This window comes from Micromonospora sp. NBC_01405, assembly GCF_045040155.1.
GTDB lineage: Bacteria > Actinomycetota > Actinomycetes > Mycobacteriales > Micromonosporaceae > Micromonospora.
This window is the reverse complement of the sequence record NZ_CP109532.1, coordinates 3,580,053-3,592,521: the sequence shown is the minus strand read 5'-3', so window position 1 is coordinate 3,592,521 and position 12,469 is coordinate 3,580,053. Positions and strand designations below refer to the sequence as shown.

Sequence of the window (12,469 nt, the reverse complement as noted above, 5' to 3'; positions counted from 1 at the left end):
GCCTTCCTCGCTAACGGTCACTAACTACAACGCCTCAGCCTATGTGCTGGGGGCGCGGACATGCAAAGTGGGCGCCTGTAGCGCCCATCCCAACGACCACCGGGAACGAGCCCGAGGGACGAGAGTAGCGGTGGCCGGAATTGAACCGGCGACACAGCGATTATGAGCCGCTTGCTCTGCCATCTGAGCTACACCGCCGCGGCGGGTCCAGCCGGACCCTTTGAGCCCCCTTACGGAATCGAACCGTAGACCTTCTCCTTACCATGGAGACGCTCTGCCGACTGAGCTAAGGGGGCCTGCACGATCACCCGGTGGCCGCGCAGAAGTAAGAGTACACGGCCCCGCCCGGGAGGTGAAATCGGATCCCCCCGCCGTCGGACGGGTGAACGTCCGCCCAGGTGAGCGGCCTTCGGGGCAGCGTCTCAGGGGACGACGCGCAGCCGGCGGACGTCCGGGCCGACGAGCGCCTCGGACTCCAACTGGGCCCCGAACCACGCCTCCAGCCGTTCGTACGGCAGCGGGCGGCTGAACAGGAAACCCTGGCCGATCTCGCAGCCGATGTCCTGGAGCAACTCCAGGGTCAGCTCGCTCTCCACGCCCTCGGCCACCACCGCCAGGCCGAACTGCTGGGAGAGGGTCACCACCGCGTTGACGATGGCCAGATCACTCGGGTCCGTCGCCATGCCCTGCACAAACGACCGGTCGACCTTCACCTCGTGCACCGGCAGCCGGCGCAGGTAGGCCAGCGAGGACGATCCGGTGCCGAAGTCGTCCACCGACAGCCGGACGCCGAGATCGCGCAGCCGGTGCAGGGTCGGGATCGGGCGGTCGGTGCCGTCTAGCACCCCGGCCTCGCGGATCTCGAAGGTGAGCCGCTGCGGTGGGACGTCGTACTCGGCCAGCAGCTCGCGCACCTGGTCGGGGAAGTGCCGGTCGGTGAGCGTACGGGCGGAGAGGTTGACCGCGACGGCGAGCGGCTGCTCGGTGTGCGTCCAGTCCCGGCTGCGCCGCAGCCCCTCCCGCAGCACCACCTCGGTGAGCCGGCCGAGCTGGCCGGTGTGCTCGGCCACCGCCACGAAGTCCTCCGGGGCGACCTCGCCGTGCGCGGGGTGCTCCCAGCGGGCCAGGCACTCCACCCCGACGAGCCGGCGGTCCCGCAGCGTCACCTTGGGCTGGAAGTAGACCTCCAGCCCGCCGTCGTCGAGGGCCTTGCGCAGGTCGCCGGCCAGGCCGAGCCGGCGCAGCGACCGGGACTCCAGGGCCGGGTTGAACAGCTGGATGCTGCCGGGCATGGACTTCGCCGCCGATGCGGCCAGGTCGACCCGCTGCAGCAGGGTCGCCGCGTCGCTGCCGTGGTCGGGGTGCACGGCCACCCCGACCGCGGTGTCCACGTCGAGGGTGAACGCGTCGAAGACCATCTCGGCACGGATCTCCTCGCGCAGCCGCGCGGCCAGCTCCAGCGCCGCCTCGGCGTTCTCCAGCCGCAGCGTCACCAGGAACTCGTCGCCGCCGGCCCGACCGACCAGGGCCGACGACGGCGCGGAGGCGCGCAGCCGTACGGCGACCTCGGCGAGGACCTGGTCCCCGGCGGCGTGGCCGAGCGACTCGTTGACCTGACGCAGCCCGTCCACGTCGAACAGCAGCACGGCGACCACCTCGCCCGGGGCCCGGATCTTCACGGCCTCGTCGAGCGCGCCGCTGATCCGCCGCCGGTTGGGCAGCTTCGTCAGCGTGTCGTGGTACGCGTCGTGCCGCAGCCGGTCGACCAGCCGGGAGTTCTCCAGGGCCACCGCCGCGTGCGCGGCCACCGTCTCGATCACCGGCACGTCGGCCGGGGTGAAGTGACCGAGGCTGCTGAGCCGGTTGACCACCTCCAGGGTGCCGATCACCGCCTCCCCCGAGCGCAGCGGCACGATGATCGCGTCCTTCGCGGGCGCGGTCCGCAGCATCTCCAGCTGCTCCCGGTCGCCGCCGAGCCGGGCGCCGAGCGCGGCGGTCTGCCGCTGCTGCACGACCCGCTCCCGGACCGCCCCCGGGATCTTGGAGAAGTCGAGCAGGCCGCGCCCGTCGACCCGGGCGGTCAGCAGCACCTCCGGGTGCCGACCCTGGGCGGGCAGCCACAGGGTGGCGTACTCGGCCTGCATGAGGGCGCGGACCCGGCCGAGCAGCGCGTCCGGCAGCGTGCCGTCCTGGCCGCTGCGGGTCATGGCCCGGGTCAGCTCGTAGATGTCGGCGAGGGTGCGGTGCTGGCGGAGGAAGTGGGCGTAGGCCCGGTAGACCACGGCCACCGTCACCGCGAGCGCCCCGAGCACCAGCAGCGACCAGTAGGTGGCGGTCAGCGCGAGCAGGATGATCAGGCCGACCGTGGCGTTCACGCCGGCGACCAGCAGCGGCACGGTGGACGTGCGGACCACCTCGAGCCCGGCCTGCGAGCCCTGGAGCAGGGTGATCACGCCGACCACGGCGGCGAGGGTGACCAGGGTGATGGTGCTGACCGCCGCGAAGAGGATGCCCCAGGTGCCGGGCCCCACGCCCCTGATCGGGGGAAGCGCCAGCAGGACCAGGGCGGCAAGGGAGGTCGCCGCGGCGGAGCGGGCGACGTTGAAGGCGAACTTGGCCGGGCCGAGTCGGCGCCGGAGCTGGGCGATCAGCGCGGCGAGAGTGGCAACCAGCACCAGGGTCAGCGGCGGCAGGTAATACAGCGCCAGGACCAGCGGGATCTCGGTGATCGTGGCCGAGAACGTCTGCCGCCTGACGACGAAGCTCAGGACCGGCAGGTGGGCGGCGAACAGGGCGGTGAGCAGCAGCAGACCCAGGCCCCACTCGCCGTACGGCTCCCGCTCGACCAGCGCGATCAGCAGGCAGCAGATGACAGCCAGGAACGCCAGCGGCCCGGTTATCAACCAGGCCAGGTCAGTCCCGCGTCGTCGCCCGGCTGTCGCACGGCTCGTCATCCTGCTCCCTTGTCGTCACCGAGAGTGAACTCCGCGCCGATGCCCGGTCGCTACCGCCGTCGCCCGGTGACCCGAACGACGGCGGGTGTCAAACGAACCGCGAAGAACCTAGTTCCACTCGAACTCGAGGGTCGCCCGGTCACCGGCGGCCGAGTCGCCGGCGACGGAGCCGGCCGAGGCGACGCCGGAGGCGAGCGCGAAGAGCATCAGGGTCATGCCGAGCAGCCGACCCAGCTTTTGAGTAGGCATCTGTGGGGCTCCTCTGTCACGAAACGGGCAGCACGGGGGGCGTGAAGATTCCATGATGGTGCCACACGCGCTGAGGGCAACAAAGCCCTCGGTGGCCTGGCTCCGCCTGGACGGCAACAAGTCCGACCGATCGGCAGGACGCCCTGCCTGGCGGGGTGATACCCCCACGTTCCCGGGTTCCACGCCCTGCTTCATTTGGCGAACACTCGGACCAAGCGCGCCAATCACGGAAACTCATTGAGTGCGTCTAAAGTCGCATAGCGCTTTATCCAGGGCGGCACAGCACAGTGGAGCGGATATCGAAAGGGAACTTCATTTCCGGACCCCCACCCGGCCGTTCCCCACCCCGCGTCGGCGGTCCGACCCCTTGACGGCGCTGACGGGCCATCGACGCGATCGCGCCCGGCCGCCCGGCCGGCCCTTCCCACGCTCACCCCGGCCGGTCGACCGCGTACCGGACCTGGCGGGCACCGAACTCCTCGAACGCGTCGACCCGGGTCATGCCCAGAGCCTCGAGCAGGCGCACCGACCGGTCGTTCGCCTCCTGGGTGACCGCGATCAGCCGGGCGTCGTCCGGGAACCGCTCGAAGGCCAGGCCGACGGCCGCCGCGCACGCCTCCCGGGCGTACCCCCGCCCCCACCACTCCGGCAGGAAGACGTACGACAGTTCGAGCTCGCCCGTGCGGTACCGGCCGAGACAACACCAGCCGACGACCTCGCCGAGGCGCAGCGTCACCATGAACCCGTCGATCCCGCCGCCGGCCCGCCGCTTCGCCACCACCTCGTCCGGCAGCGGGCCGCCGAGGTGACGCCGCATCAGCGGGTCACGCCACATTCGTTCGAGGACCGCCAGGTCTGCGGGCCGGGCCGCCCGCAGCACGAGCCGATCCGTGCTCACCACCGGCGCGTCGGATGCTCCCACCATCGGCCCATCCTCCCGCGCCCGCCCGGCTTGCGGAGCCCGAGCGGGACGGCGGATCGCGTTAGGTGGGCCGATGGCGAGGGCATTGATCTCAGCCGACATGGAGGGCAACTCCGGCATCGTCCACCACAGGGAGACCAACCCCGACCGGTACGACCAGGGGCGTGGCCGGGCGCTGATGACGGCCGACGTCAACGCCGTCGTCGCCGGGGTGCTGGAGGCGGAGCCGTCGGCGGAGGCCGTGGTGGTCGACGCGCACGGCCCCCTTCCGCAGCCTGCTGCCGGAGGAGCTCGACCGGCGGGTGCGGCTGATCCGCGGCAGACCCCGCCCGCTGGGCATGCTGGCGGGGCTCGCCGACGACGTCGATGCCGTGCTGTTCGTCGGCTATCACGCCCGGGTCGGCACCGGCCCCGCCGTGCTCGCCCACACGATCAGCGACGCCGTCCTCGGGGTGCGGCTCAACGGGCGGGAGGTCGGCGAGATCGGTCTCAACGCCGCCCTGGCCGGTCAGCACGGCGCCCCGGTCGTGCTGCTCAGCGGCGACGACGCGGCCTGCGCCGAACTGCTGGAGCTGGTGCCCGACGCGTCGACCGTCCCGGTGAAGCGGGCGCTGGGCCAGCTCACCGCCGAGGTGCTGCACCCGGCGGTCGCGCGCGACCGGCTCCGGCACGGGGCGGCCACCGCGATGGGACGACGGGCACAGGTGCCACCCCTGTCGATCGTCGGTCCGGTGGCGCTGGAGGGTGGATCTGCACAGCCCCTCCGCCGTCGACATGGCGACGCTGATCCCGGGCGTCGAGCGCGCCGCCGGCGCGCGGACGGTCACCTTCACCGGCCGGGACGTCGCCGAGGCGTACGACGTGGTCCAGCTCCTCGTGCAACTCGCCCAGGTCAAGTAGGGCTGAAACCGGGCACATCGGAGGGCACATGTCCGCCGCGCTGCTCACGGACGGTCGATCGCCTCCATCATTCGCGTGCTACAGCGTCGTCCGGACCAACTCGATGAGATGCCAGATCGCGACGTTCGCCGTGACAGACACTGCGGCGGCCATCAGCAGGACCCACAGTGCGACGAGCCGTCGGCGAAGCCGTAAGGCCACGAGCGCGGCTACTACCGCGAGAAGGAACTGCACCGCCGCCGACCCGATCCGGGCGCAGACGAAGGAATCCACGGGGCCGACCCAGATAAAGAGGGCGTGGAAGATGGCGTAGGCGGCTTCCCCGGTGAGTAGCCCGAACGCGACGCCGAGAGCAACGCCGGCGTTACGGGCCGAGCCGACCCTCACGACGCTCGCGAGGCAGCCCAGGACCAGTCCGCCGATCAACGCGCCAACCAGCCAGAAAGCCGACGCACGCGCGACGGAGGTGAGTCCGTCGAGCGACACCACCTCCTCCGGGCCCGAACTGCTGGATCCGTGGTACCACCGCCGACTCAGCGAGACGACCAGGCCGTAGTAGATCAGGGTCGCCAGAACGAGTGTGCCGACCCCAGCGACGAGAGCGGATCTGAAGGTCGCAGCGAAGTAGCTCACGGCGAGGGCCACCACACCCCAGGCGAATTCTGAGCTGAAGGCCGGCACCAGGAACCTGCCCACAACTTCCGGCGCAAGATCGACACTGAACGCTGCCACTCCCAGTGCCACACCAGCTAGCACCGGTGGAAGCGCCTGACGCCGCGCGACCGAGCGTCCGTTGAGGACCTCCAACTCCGTCACTTGGGCACCCCCGGCCAGCTGAGCTTCACGACATCGCAGTCTCTCAGTCGTCCTCCGACATGGGCCACACGTCCCGAGAGTCCTTGGAGGTTGCTCCCGCAGGCGGCTCGACCAGCAGAGACTTCGTCCCGGGCCGAAGAAAGGCGACCCCACGTCTTACCGGAACGCCAGCGATCCCCTCGGGGTACCGAAGTTTCTTAGTGCTACGCATCGCAACTACCATCCCCCGGCACGTTCGTTCAGTCGCCCGCCGGCGCTACGAACATCTTGACCGATCCGCACGTCTCGGATGCGTTCTTGAACTGCTCACCGTCGATGACGTACACGAGCTTCCCCCACCTCGCCTCGGAGGGCGGAGAGGGAGAGGCGCTATTTCTCGGAGAAGGGATCGGCTCGATACGTTGCACACAGGCGTACAGACGGGCTGGGGCCTTGACACTAAAGATCCGGCTCCACGACCTCCGGCACGCTTCGACCGGAGTCTCGTCGACTCTCGCCGCCGTTTCCCCCATCCGGTGCATACCGGTTGTGGCGCACACAAAGGCCATATCATTTGCAGGCATTGCCTCAGGTGGCGCAGTCGGCGCGTGATAACCACCGATCGCCGCAGTCGCGCCACCAGCAGCCAAAAACCCGGCGGCAACCGCTCCAACGATCCCCAAGCGCCTCTTCCGGGACCTCGTCTCGGGCTGCTGTGGCAATTCGAGGATGCGCGCGAGCATCGCCTGCCCTTGGGGGCTCGTCGTGAACTCGACCCGGGCGCTGGGCCGGGTGCGATGGATCAGCTCCCCGGTTGCCGCGTCGTAGCGCTTCACTCCAACCCCTTCGTGTACGCGATCAGATCGCCGATCCGAGACGGTTTCGGCTCTGCCCGCCGATGCCCGTATGCGTCCTCGAATCGGCGACGAGCCCGGTGTAACCGCACGGCAAACGTCGCCGTCGTACACCCCAGCACCTTCGCCGATTCCCTACCGTTGAAGTCGTACCAGTACCGCAGCAGCAGCACCTCGCGGTCGATCTCATGCAGTTCCGCCAACGCCGCCATCACGTCAACTCGTTGGGAGGTGGACGGACCGTACTCAGTCTCGTCGGCCTGGGTCTGCGAGTGCAGGCGCACCTGCAACGCCGCGTGACCCGCACGACTACGCCGATGCTGCAACACCAGCCGTCGCGCGACCCCGAACAACCACGGCCGTTCCTGGCCTTCCTTGATGACTGCCAAGCGCCGCCACGCCACGACGAACACCTCGCTCACGAGGTCCTGCGCGTCCTCGCCGCCCAGTCGATCATTGGCGTATGCGAAGACCGCGTCGCCGTGTCGGCAGAACAAGTCAGTTAGGCGCTGCCGGTCTGCGACCGTCCTCCGCGCATCCGGCACCGATCCTCCAGGTGGTGGTCTCACACCCATACTTGTCGCTGCAACCACGGTTCCTTACAGCCATCCGGAAAAGTTCTTGCTCCGGTTCCTCCACCTTGGGACGTGCGTGTCGGTCCCCGGTTAGAGGAGCACGGCGAGCGCCCTGATCAGGGCGCTGAAGACCAGCGTGGCCGTCTCGATCGGCCCGCGGCTCCGGATCGTGGCGGCCAGTGAGGTGATCTCAGCAAAGGTCAGGGGCACGCGAAGTGCGTTCCCAGCATCGGCGACATGGCCGCGACACGAACTGCCGACGGCAGCCGCCACCCCGGAGCGTCCACAGGACTCGCGCCCGTCTTCGAGCGACAAACGCCAACCACTCCGCGTAGCCGCCGTCGCGCTCATCGAGTCTTGACCCATACGTCGATCATCTGCTTATGTTGACGGCATGACTGGTTCCTTCGCGTCGATGCGCGAACCCACCTACTTCATCTTGGCCGCGTTGCAGGACGAACCCTTGCACGGCTACGCGATCGTCAAGCGGGCGCAGGAGTTGTCCGACGGGCGGGTGCGCCTCACGACGGGCACCCTCTACGCCGCTCTGGACCGGCTCACCCGTGAAGAGATGGTGCGGGTGGCCGAGGAAGCGGTGGTCAACGGCCGGGCCCGCCGCACCTACGAGCTGACCCAGCGAGGTATGTCCGCGCTGCGTGCGGAAGCAGAGCGGATGGCTGCGGCGGCGAGTGTCGTTCGTGACCGTTCCGTCCGCTCGACGGCTGCGGCGGGTTGGGTGGTGCCGGCATGACTGAGCTGGAGCGCCGCTACCGGTGGCTACTGCGGGCCTACCCCCGCGCCTACCAGCAGTATCGCGCCGACGAGATGCTCGAAACCCTGCTCGCCACGGCTGACGACGAGCGGCAGCGGCCGAACCTTCGAGAAGCGGCGGCGCTCGTGGTCGGAGGGCTACGCGCCCGCACCGGTGTTGACCGCCTCAGCTCGCGATCGGCGCTGGGATACTCCGCGCTGCGACTGTCCGTGCTGTCCCTGCTCGTGTACGGCATGACGTTCTGGGCCGGAGGTCCGATCTCGTTCTTGGTAACGACCCTGTCGGAGGGCCCGTACAACCCCGGCACATGGTGGTTCGACGTCATTCCGGCGCTGCTGACCATCGCGCTTTTCGCTGCCGCGTGGGGTAGCTACCGGCTGGCATTCGCTGCGACGATCTTGACCGTGGCCGCGCAACACGGGGCGGCAAATGGGTGGGACATATCGTTCTGGTTCTCGTCGGTTTATGACCTCCAGGACGCGATGGTTCCCCAGTTTTGGCCAGCGCTGCTGGCTTCGCTGGCCTTGCTGCCACTGCTCCGCGCACCCCGAACGCCCGTGACCAAACCGTGGGCCTGGCCCGTCCTCGGGGCACTGGCAGTCGTCGCTTTGGCACCGAGCCCGATCAACGGCTGGTCGGACGCACCACTGATGTCCCTGTGCGCGTTCGCCGCACTGGCCGTCATCACGGCGCCCATCGATGCTCGGATGCCCATCGTCGCCTCGGTGCTTCTCCTGGCACCGGCCTTGGCACAAGCCACCTACCTGCTCTGTTCCAAACAAGCAGGGTGGCCACTAGAAATCTCCATCACCGCGATCCTTGTCCTCACGGCGGTCATGGTGATCACGCTTGCAGCCGGCACAATCGCAGGCCGTCGCCAAGCCCGCATGTAGACACGGAAGCGCCCCCGCCACCCACTTCTCGTGGATAGCCGGAAGCCGAGCCGGCCGCGGGACTGCTCGTCCAGATCGTGCAGCCAGTCGGTGATCGCGGCGAACAACGACGCGCCCGGGCGGCGCCGCCTCCGTCTGCCGGACGACGGCACGGGGCAGCGCGGGGTCGCATTGGGTGATAGCGTGTGACGCACGTCAATCAACGGAAGGTGATGCATGAACAAATCAATCCTCGGTTTCTTTGGGGCGACAATGATCATTGCGGCAACTCTGGCGGCGCCCTCGGCAGCCTCGGCGGATCCGGCAGGCGAGATCGTGAAGTGCTGGCAGCCCCAGACGCCCACCTGGACGATCCCCAAAAGCCAATACTATACCTGCGTATTTGGAAGGCTCCATGTCTACCGCGCCTCCGACATGGCCCATTTGGCTAGTTACGACGGCAACTGTGCTAACGGGGTGTGGGTACGCAACCATAGCGCCACATTCTTTGACATGACCCAATACTGTGCAGGCTCTTGATCAACCCCGGTGAAATCGATGGCAACTGAGTGAGCTGGCACCTGTTCGGGTTATCTCGATGATTCGGAATACCTGAACAGGTGCCCATGCCATACGTGTTTAGCTCGTTATGCAGGTATGTCGACCAGGGGCAGTCGATGCGGCACGAGCCACGGCCGAGGGCTACCCCAGCGGACCCAGACTGCGACAGCTCCGGCATCAGCGCGATGTCGTAGTGGCCGGAGCGTAGTGTGTTCAAACTTTCTTTACTTGTTTCAACAAGGGCGGGCGCAAGCGCCCGCCGCCGTGCCCGCACCGGGGCGCGCGTGCGGCCTGGCGGCCGGTCACGCCCCGGCGCACGGCGTACCAGGACAACCGATGGACAAACCGCAGCCGACGTAGGAGCTTGCTCCGAGAATGACGCGCAGTGGAGAGCCGGCAAGCCCCAAGCATGGGGGCGGCGCCCGCGGTTGCCGAGTAGGCGACCCCCCGCGCCAGCTCCCACCGGAGTCCAGGTCAGGTCAAACCCTGCACCTGGGAAGGGGGTGGGGGCCGCCGGCGGTCGGGGTCGTCGTCCAGGAGCCGGCCGCGTAGCCGGTCCCGGTCAGGTCAAGGTCGCTGCTGTGGCGGTGTCCGCCGGGTGTCGGGCCGTGACACGAGAGCCGAGTCCGACCCCGGGTACCCGTCAGAGCGGCGGACCCGCTGGAGACCGGCCAGTCGTACGTAGATCTCTCGCTTGGCGACGGCGTTGCGCTGGCCGTCGAGTTGGTAGCCGGTGACCCACACCCAGCCCGGGTAGTTGGGTTTCGGGCACACCGAGATCACTCGGAAGATGAAGGCCGGCTGTCTCGCGAACTGCACCGACGCCTCTCGGCTGATCAGCAGCTCTTCACCCGGCGTCGGGGGCCGAAGGTGGGCCATGGCCCGTGCGTCAGGAGACACGATCTTCCTCCCTGCGGTGGCCCCTGCCCCGGCCGGTTCGAAGGAGTCCGGCCGGGGCAGGGGGTACCGCCGTGCCGAGGCGAGTTCGGGTTCTCTACGACCAGCACAGCGGGATAGCCGCACCATACCCCGACCGGTTCATGGTGGTCCATGGTCTGCCATGACTGACCAGTGCCGACCCCACCCGCATACCGTCGAGACGTGATCGACCCCGAAGGACCGGTGCCGGTCTACCAGCAGTTGGCCACGATCCTGCGCGAGCAGATCGAGCGCGGAGACCTGCTGCCCAACCGGCCGATTCCGAGCGTGGCCCGGCTCCAGCAGGAATACGGCCTGGCCCGCGGCACCATCCTGCACACGGTTCGGGTGTTGATCGCCGAGGGCCTGGTCTACGTGGTGCCCGGGAAGGGCACGTTCGTCAAGGCCCACTGAGTAGGCGGCGGACGATCAGGGGCCGGTGTTCGCTCAGCAGCGGCTAGTACGGATGTAGCCGCCGCACCAAGCCGGAGCCTCAACCGTCCAGACCCGCCACCCGCCGTAGTCTTTTCGCACCTCGAAGCGCCAAGGGTGCCGACTACCCACCAGCGACAGCCGCTCTTGCCACCAGACCGCATGGACCTCGGTGACGACCAGGGCGACACCACCTCGGACGTGGTCGACCTGCAACGGGCCTGATTCCAGCTTGCTGGGCGGGTTTGCCGATCTTGGCATCTCTGCCCGGTACGCGCGCCACTGGCCTACCAGGTCATCGCGGCGGTCGGCGGCAAGCACTCGGCGAAGCCCGCCATCATCCCCGCTACTCAGCCGCAGCAGATAGACGGCTACCGCAGCATCCGGGGCCTGCTCCCCCCTGTTCCGCCTTTACCTGGGCTCTCACCGCCCACGCCGCAGGAACGGCCAGCGCACTCGTGCACGCCAGGACGACGAGGGACAGGAGAACCCATGGCCAGCGCTTCGAGGGTGCTTCCCGCTTCACGCCGAGCACCCTAGTGATCTTGAGCCAACTTGATCAAGCTCACCCGAGTCCGCAGACGGACGCCCGACCATGATCAGCGTTCCCGCCATGTTCCCGTGGAGGCTCGTAGACGGCTAGACCGCACTGGACTCGGCTAGATCAACGAGAACGGCCCCGTGGTCAGCGTTTCCGCTGGTCACAGGGCCGTTCTTGCACCTGGTGGCGGGTGAAGGATTCGAACCTTCGAAGCTTTCGCGACGGATTTACAGGGCGTCAGCGATCTTGCTTCGGTCACCCCCGTTGAGCTGCTGTCTCTATCCTCCAGAGAGGTGACGGCTGGTCAGCCGCCCACCATCTGCCCACGCCCCACCACGTCCAAGTCACACAAACAGCCAGCGGAATCCCGTAATGATCACCACCAGGATGGCGATCCCCCAGACGACGTTCCGACCCGTGGCGTCGAAGATCAGGTAGGCGATCTGCGCGATCAAGAAGATCGAGCTCAACACCAGGTCTACGAGCAGCAGCACAAGCGTGAGCGCCAGACGCAGCAGGAACCAGACGAACCCCAGACCACACCACTTGTCGATGGTGGAATCGTCATAGGCCCAGCGCGTCAACACGAAGGGTTTGTAGATCGAAGACTCCCAGCCCTGATCCCACTTCGCGCCGGTCTTGGCCCAGAACGAATCGCCGCCCTCCTTCACCGTGGCTTGATCCACTCGCTTGAACTGGATCTTCTTCACCGCGCCGTCGGTGATGTCGATCAGGACTTGCCCGTCCTTCACCTGGATCGTGGTCGTCCCGTTCACGACCACCGTGAGCTGCTCACGGCCAGCTTGGACCCTGAACACCTTGTCAAACCCGGTCTTGCCCTTCTTGCGGTCGCGGAGCAGGACATAGATCGTGCTTCCGTCTCGCGGCGGGAGGGAGTACTCGGCGCCGATCGAGAACTCGCCGATGGGAGTAACGAAGCTAGTTTCGCCCTCGACAGCCACGCCGTCGGGCCCGAGCGTCAGCGCTACCGGCAGCAGCGGAGGCTTGTAGCGGACCTTGCCCTTGGTTTCTGGATCGCAGCCCGCGAGCACCAAGGCTAGGAGCATGAGCGCCACCAACGCCGCACGACTGCGGGATGAACGCGCTTGAGCGGTCCGCGGGCC

Annotated in this window: 11 protein-coding genes, 2 tRNA genes and 3 pseudogenes; 7 read left to right on the top strand and 9 right to left on the bottom strand. The window is 68.1% G+C overall.

Annotated elements, in window-relative coordinates:
• Positions 1–125: 125 nt before the first annotated feature.
• The 5 genes from OG559_RS15410 to OG559_RS15390 all read right to left on the bottom strand — a co-directional run bounded on the left by OG559_RS15410 (position 126) and on the right by OG559_RS15390 (position 4,128).
• A tRNA-Met gene (locus tag OG559_RS15410) sits at positions 126–198 on the bottom strand.
• 25 nt (positions 199–223) lie between these two features.
• A tRNA-Thr gene (locus tag OG559_RS15405) sits at positions 224–296 on the bottom strand.
• Positions 297–422: 126 nt separating this feature from the next.
• On the bottom strand, positions 423–2,954 hold the full coding sequence (locus OG559_RS15400) for a putative bifunctional diguanylate cyclase/phosphodiesterase (protein ID WP_405116245.1): 2,532 nt from the start codon (positions 2,952–2,954) through the stop codon (positions 423–425).
• Between the two features lie 108 nt (positions 2,955–3,062).
• Positions 3,063–3,203, bottom strand: coding sequence for a hypothetical protein (locus OG559_RS15395; protein WP_405116242.1), 141 nt, complete (start codon positions 3,201–3,203; stop codon positions 3,063–3,065).
• Between the two features lie 430 nt (positions 3,204–3,633).
• On the bottom strand, positions 3,634–4,128 hold the full coding sequence (locus tag OG559_RS15390) for a GNAT family N-acetyltransferase (protein ID WP_405116239.1): 495 nt from the start codon (positions 4,126–4,128) through the stop codon (positions 3,634–3,636).
• A 70-nt stretch (positions 4,129–4,198) separates the two neighbouring features.
• Here OG559_RS15390 and OG559_RS15385 point away from each other — a divergent pair.
• The 3 genes and pseudogenes from OG559_RS15385 to OG559_RS15375 form a co-directional block, all read left to right on the top strand.
• Positions 4,199–4,378, top strand: a pseudogene (locus tag OG559_RS15385) (M55 family metallopeptidase); the annotation flags it as partial.
• Between the two features lie 49 nt (positions 4,379–4,427).
• Positions 4,428–4,808: pseudogene (locus tag OG559_RS15380) on the top strand (M55 family metallopeptidase); the annotation flags it as partial.
• 61 nt (positions 4,809–4,869) lie between these two features.
• Entirely contained in the window at positions 4,870–5,025 is a 156-nt protein-coding gene (locus tag OG559_RS15375; protein WP_405117145.1) for a hypothetical protein, read from the top strand.
• 78 nt (positions 5,026–5,103) lie between these two features.
• On the opposite strand, the gene OG559_RS15370 is transcribed toward OG559_RS15375, so the two are convergent.
• From OG559_RS15370 to OG559_RS15360, 3 genes are all read right to left on the bottom strand, one after another.
• Positions 5,104–5,841 carry a hypothetical protein gene (locus tag OG559_RS15370; RefSeq protein WP_405116236.1) on the bottom strand — a complete coding sequence of 246 codons (738 nt, stop codon included), beginning with the start codon at positions 5,839–5,841 and terminating at the stop codon, positions 5,104–5,106.
• 239 nt (positions 5,842–6,080) lie between these two features.
• Positions 6,081–6,656, bottom strand: coding sequence for a hypothetical protein (locus OG559_RS15365; RefSeq protein WP_405116234.1), 576 nt, complete (start codon positions 6,654–6,656; stop codon positions 6,081–6,083).
• Complete coding sequence (locus OG559_RS15360) at positions 6,653–7,219, bottom strand: RNA polymerase sigma factor (protein ID WP_405116233.1); 567 nt, start codon at positions 7,217–7,219, stop codon at positions 6,653–6,655. Before OG559_RS15360 ends, OG559_RS15365 begins: the two co-directional genes overlap by 4 nt.
• 424 nt (positions 7,220–7,643) lie before the next feature.
• Here OG559_RS15360 and OG559_RS15355 point away from each other — a divergent pair, with 424 nt between their 5' ends.
• The 3 genes from OG559_RS15355 (at position 7,644) to OG559_RS15345 (ending at position 9,433) form a co-directional block, all read left to right on the top strand.
• A complete protein-coding gene (locus OG559_RS15355; protein ID WP_405116230.1) occupies positions 7,644–8,000 on the top strand; it encodes a PadR family transcriptional regulator in 357 nt (118 codons plus the stop codon).
• Positions 7,997–8,914: a hypothetical protein gene (locus tag OG559_RS15350; protein ID WP_405116227.1), complete on the top strand. Its 918-nt coding sequence runs from the start codon at positions 7,997–7,999 to the stop codon at positions 8,912–8,914. The genes OG559_RS15355 and OG559_RS15350 overlap by 4 nt, the downstream gene beginning before the upstream one ends.
• 216 nt (positions 8,915–9,130) lie before the next feature.
• The gene (locus OG559_RS15345) at positions 9,131–9,433 is read left to right on the top strand and encodes a hypothetical protein (RefSeq protein WP_405116224.1); all 303 of its coding nucleotides are present in this window, start codon (positions 9,131–9,133) and stop codon (positions 9,431–9,433) included.
• A 663-nt stretch (positions 9,434–10,096) separates the two neighbouring features.
• Here OG559_RS15345 and OG559_RS15340 read toward each other — a convergent pair.
• Positions 10,097–10,333, bottom strand: a pseudogene (locus OG559_RS15340) (hypothetical protein); the annotation flags it as partial.
• Positions 10,334–10,555: 222 nt separating this feature from the next.
• Between OG559_RS15340 and OG559_RS15335 the strand changes: the two are divergent.
• Positions 10,556–10,786 (top strand): GntR family transcriptional regulator, encoded by a 231-nt coding sequence (locus tag OG559_RS15335; protein WP_405116222.1) that lies wholly within the window; start codon positions 10,556–10,558, stop codon positions 10,784–10,786.
• Positions 10,787–12,469 lie beyond the last annotated feature (1,683 nt).

Bases quoted from the DNA above. Each gene is read 5' to 3' on its own strand.
- OG559_RS15400 (WP_405116245.1), bottom strand. From the start codon at position 2,954: ATGACGAGCCGTGCGACAGCCGGGCGACGACGCGGGACTGACCTGGCC.
- OG559_RS15395 (WP_405116242.1), bottom strand. From the start codon at position 3,203: ATGCCTACTCAAAAGCTGGGTCGGCTGCTCGGCATGACCCTGATGCTC.
- OG559_RS15390 (WP_405116239.1), bottom strand. From the start codon at position 4,128: ATGGTGGGAGCATCCGACGCGCCGGTGGTGAGCACGGATCGGCTCGTG.
- OG559_RS15355 (WP_405116230.1), top strand. From the start codon at position 7,644: ATGACTGGTTCCTTCGCGTCGATGCGCGAACCCACCTACTTCATCTTG.
- OG559_RS15350 (WP_405116227.1), top strand. From the start codon at position 7,997: ATGACTGAGCTGGAGCGCCGCTACCGGTGGCTACTGCGGGCCTACCCC.
- OG559_RS15345 (WP_405116224.1), top strand. From the start codon at position 9,131: ATGAACAAATCAATCCTCGGTTTCTTTGGGGCGACAATGATCATTGCG.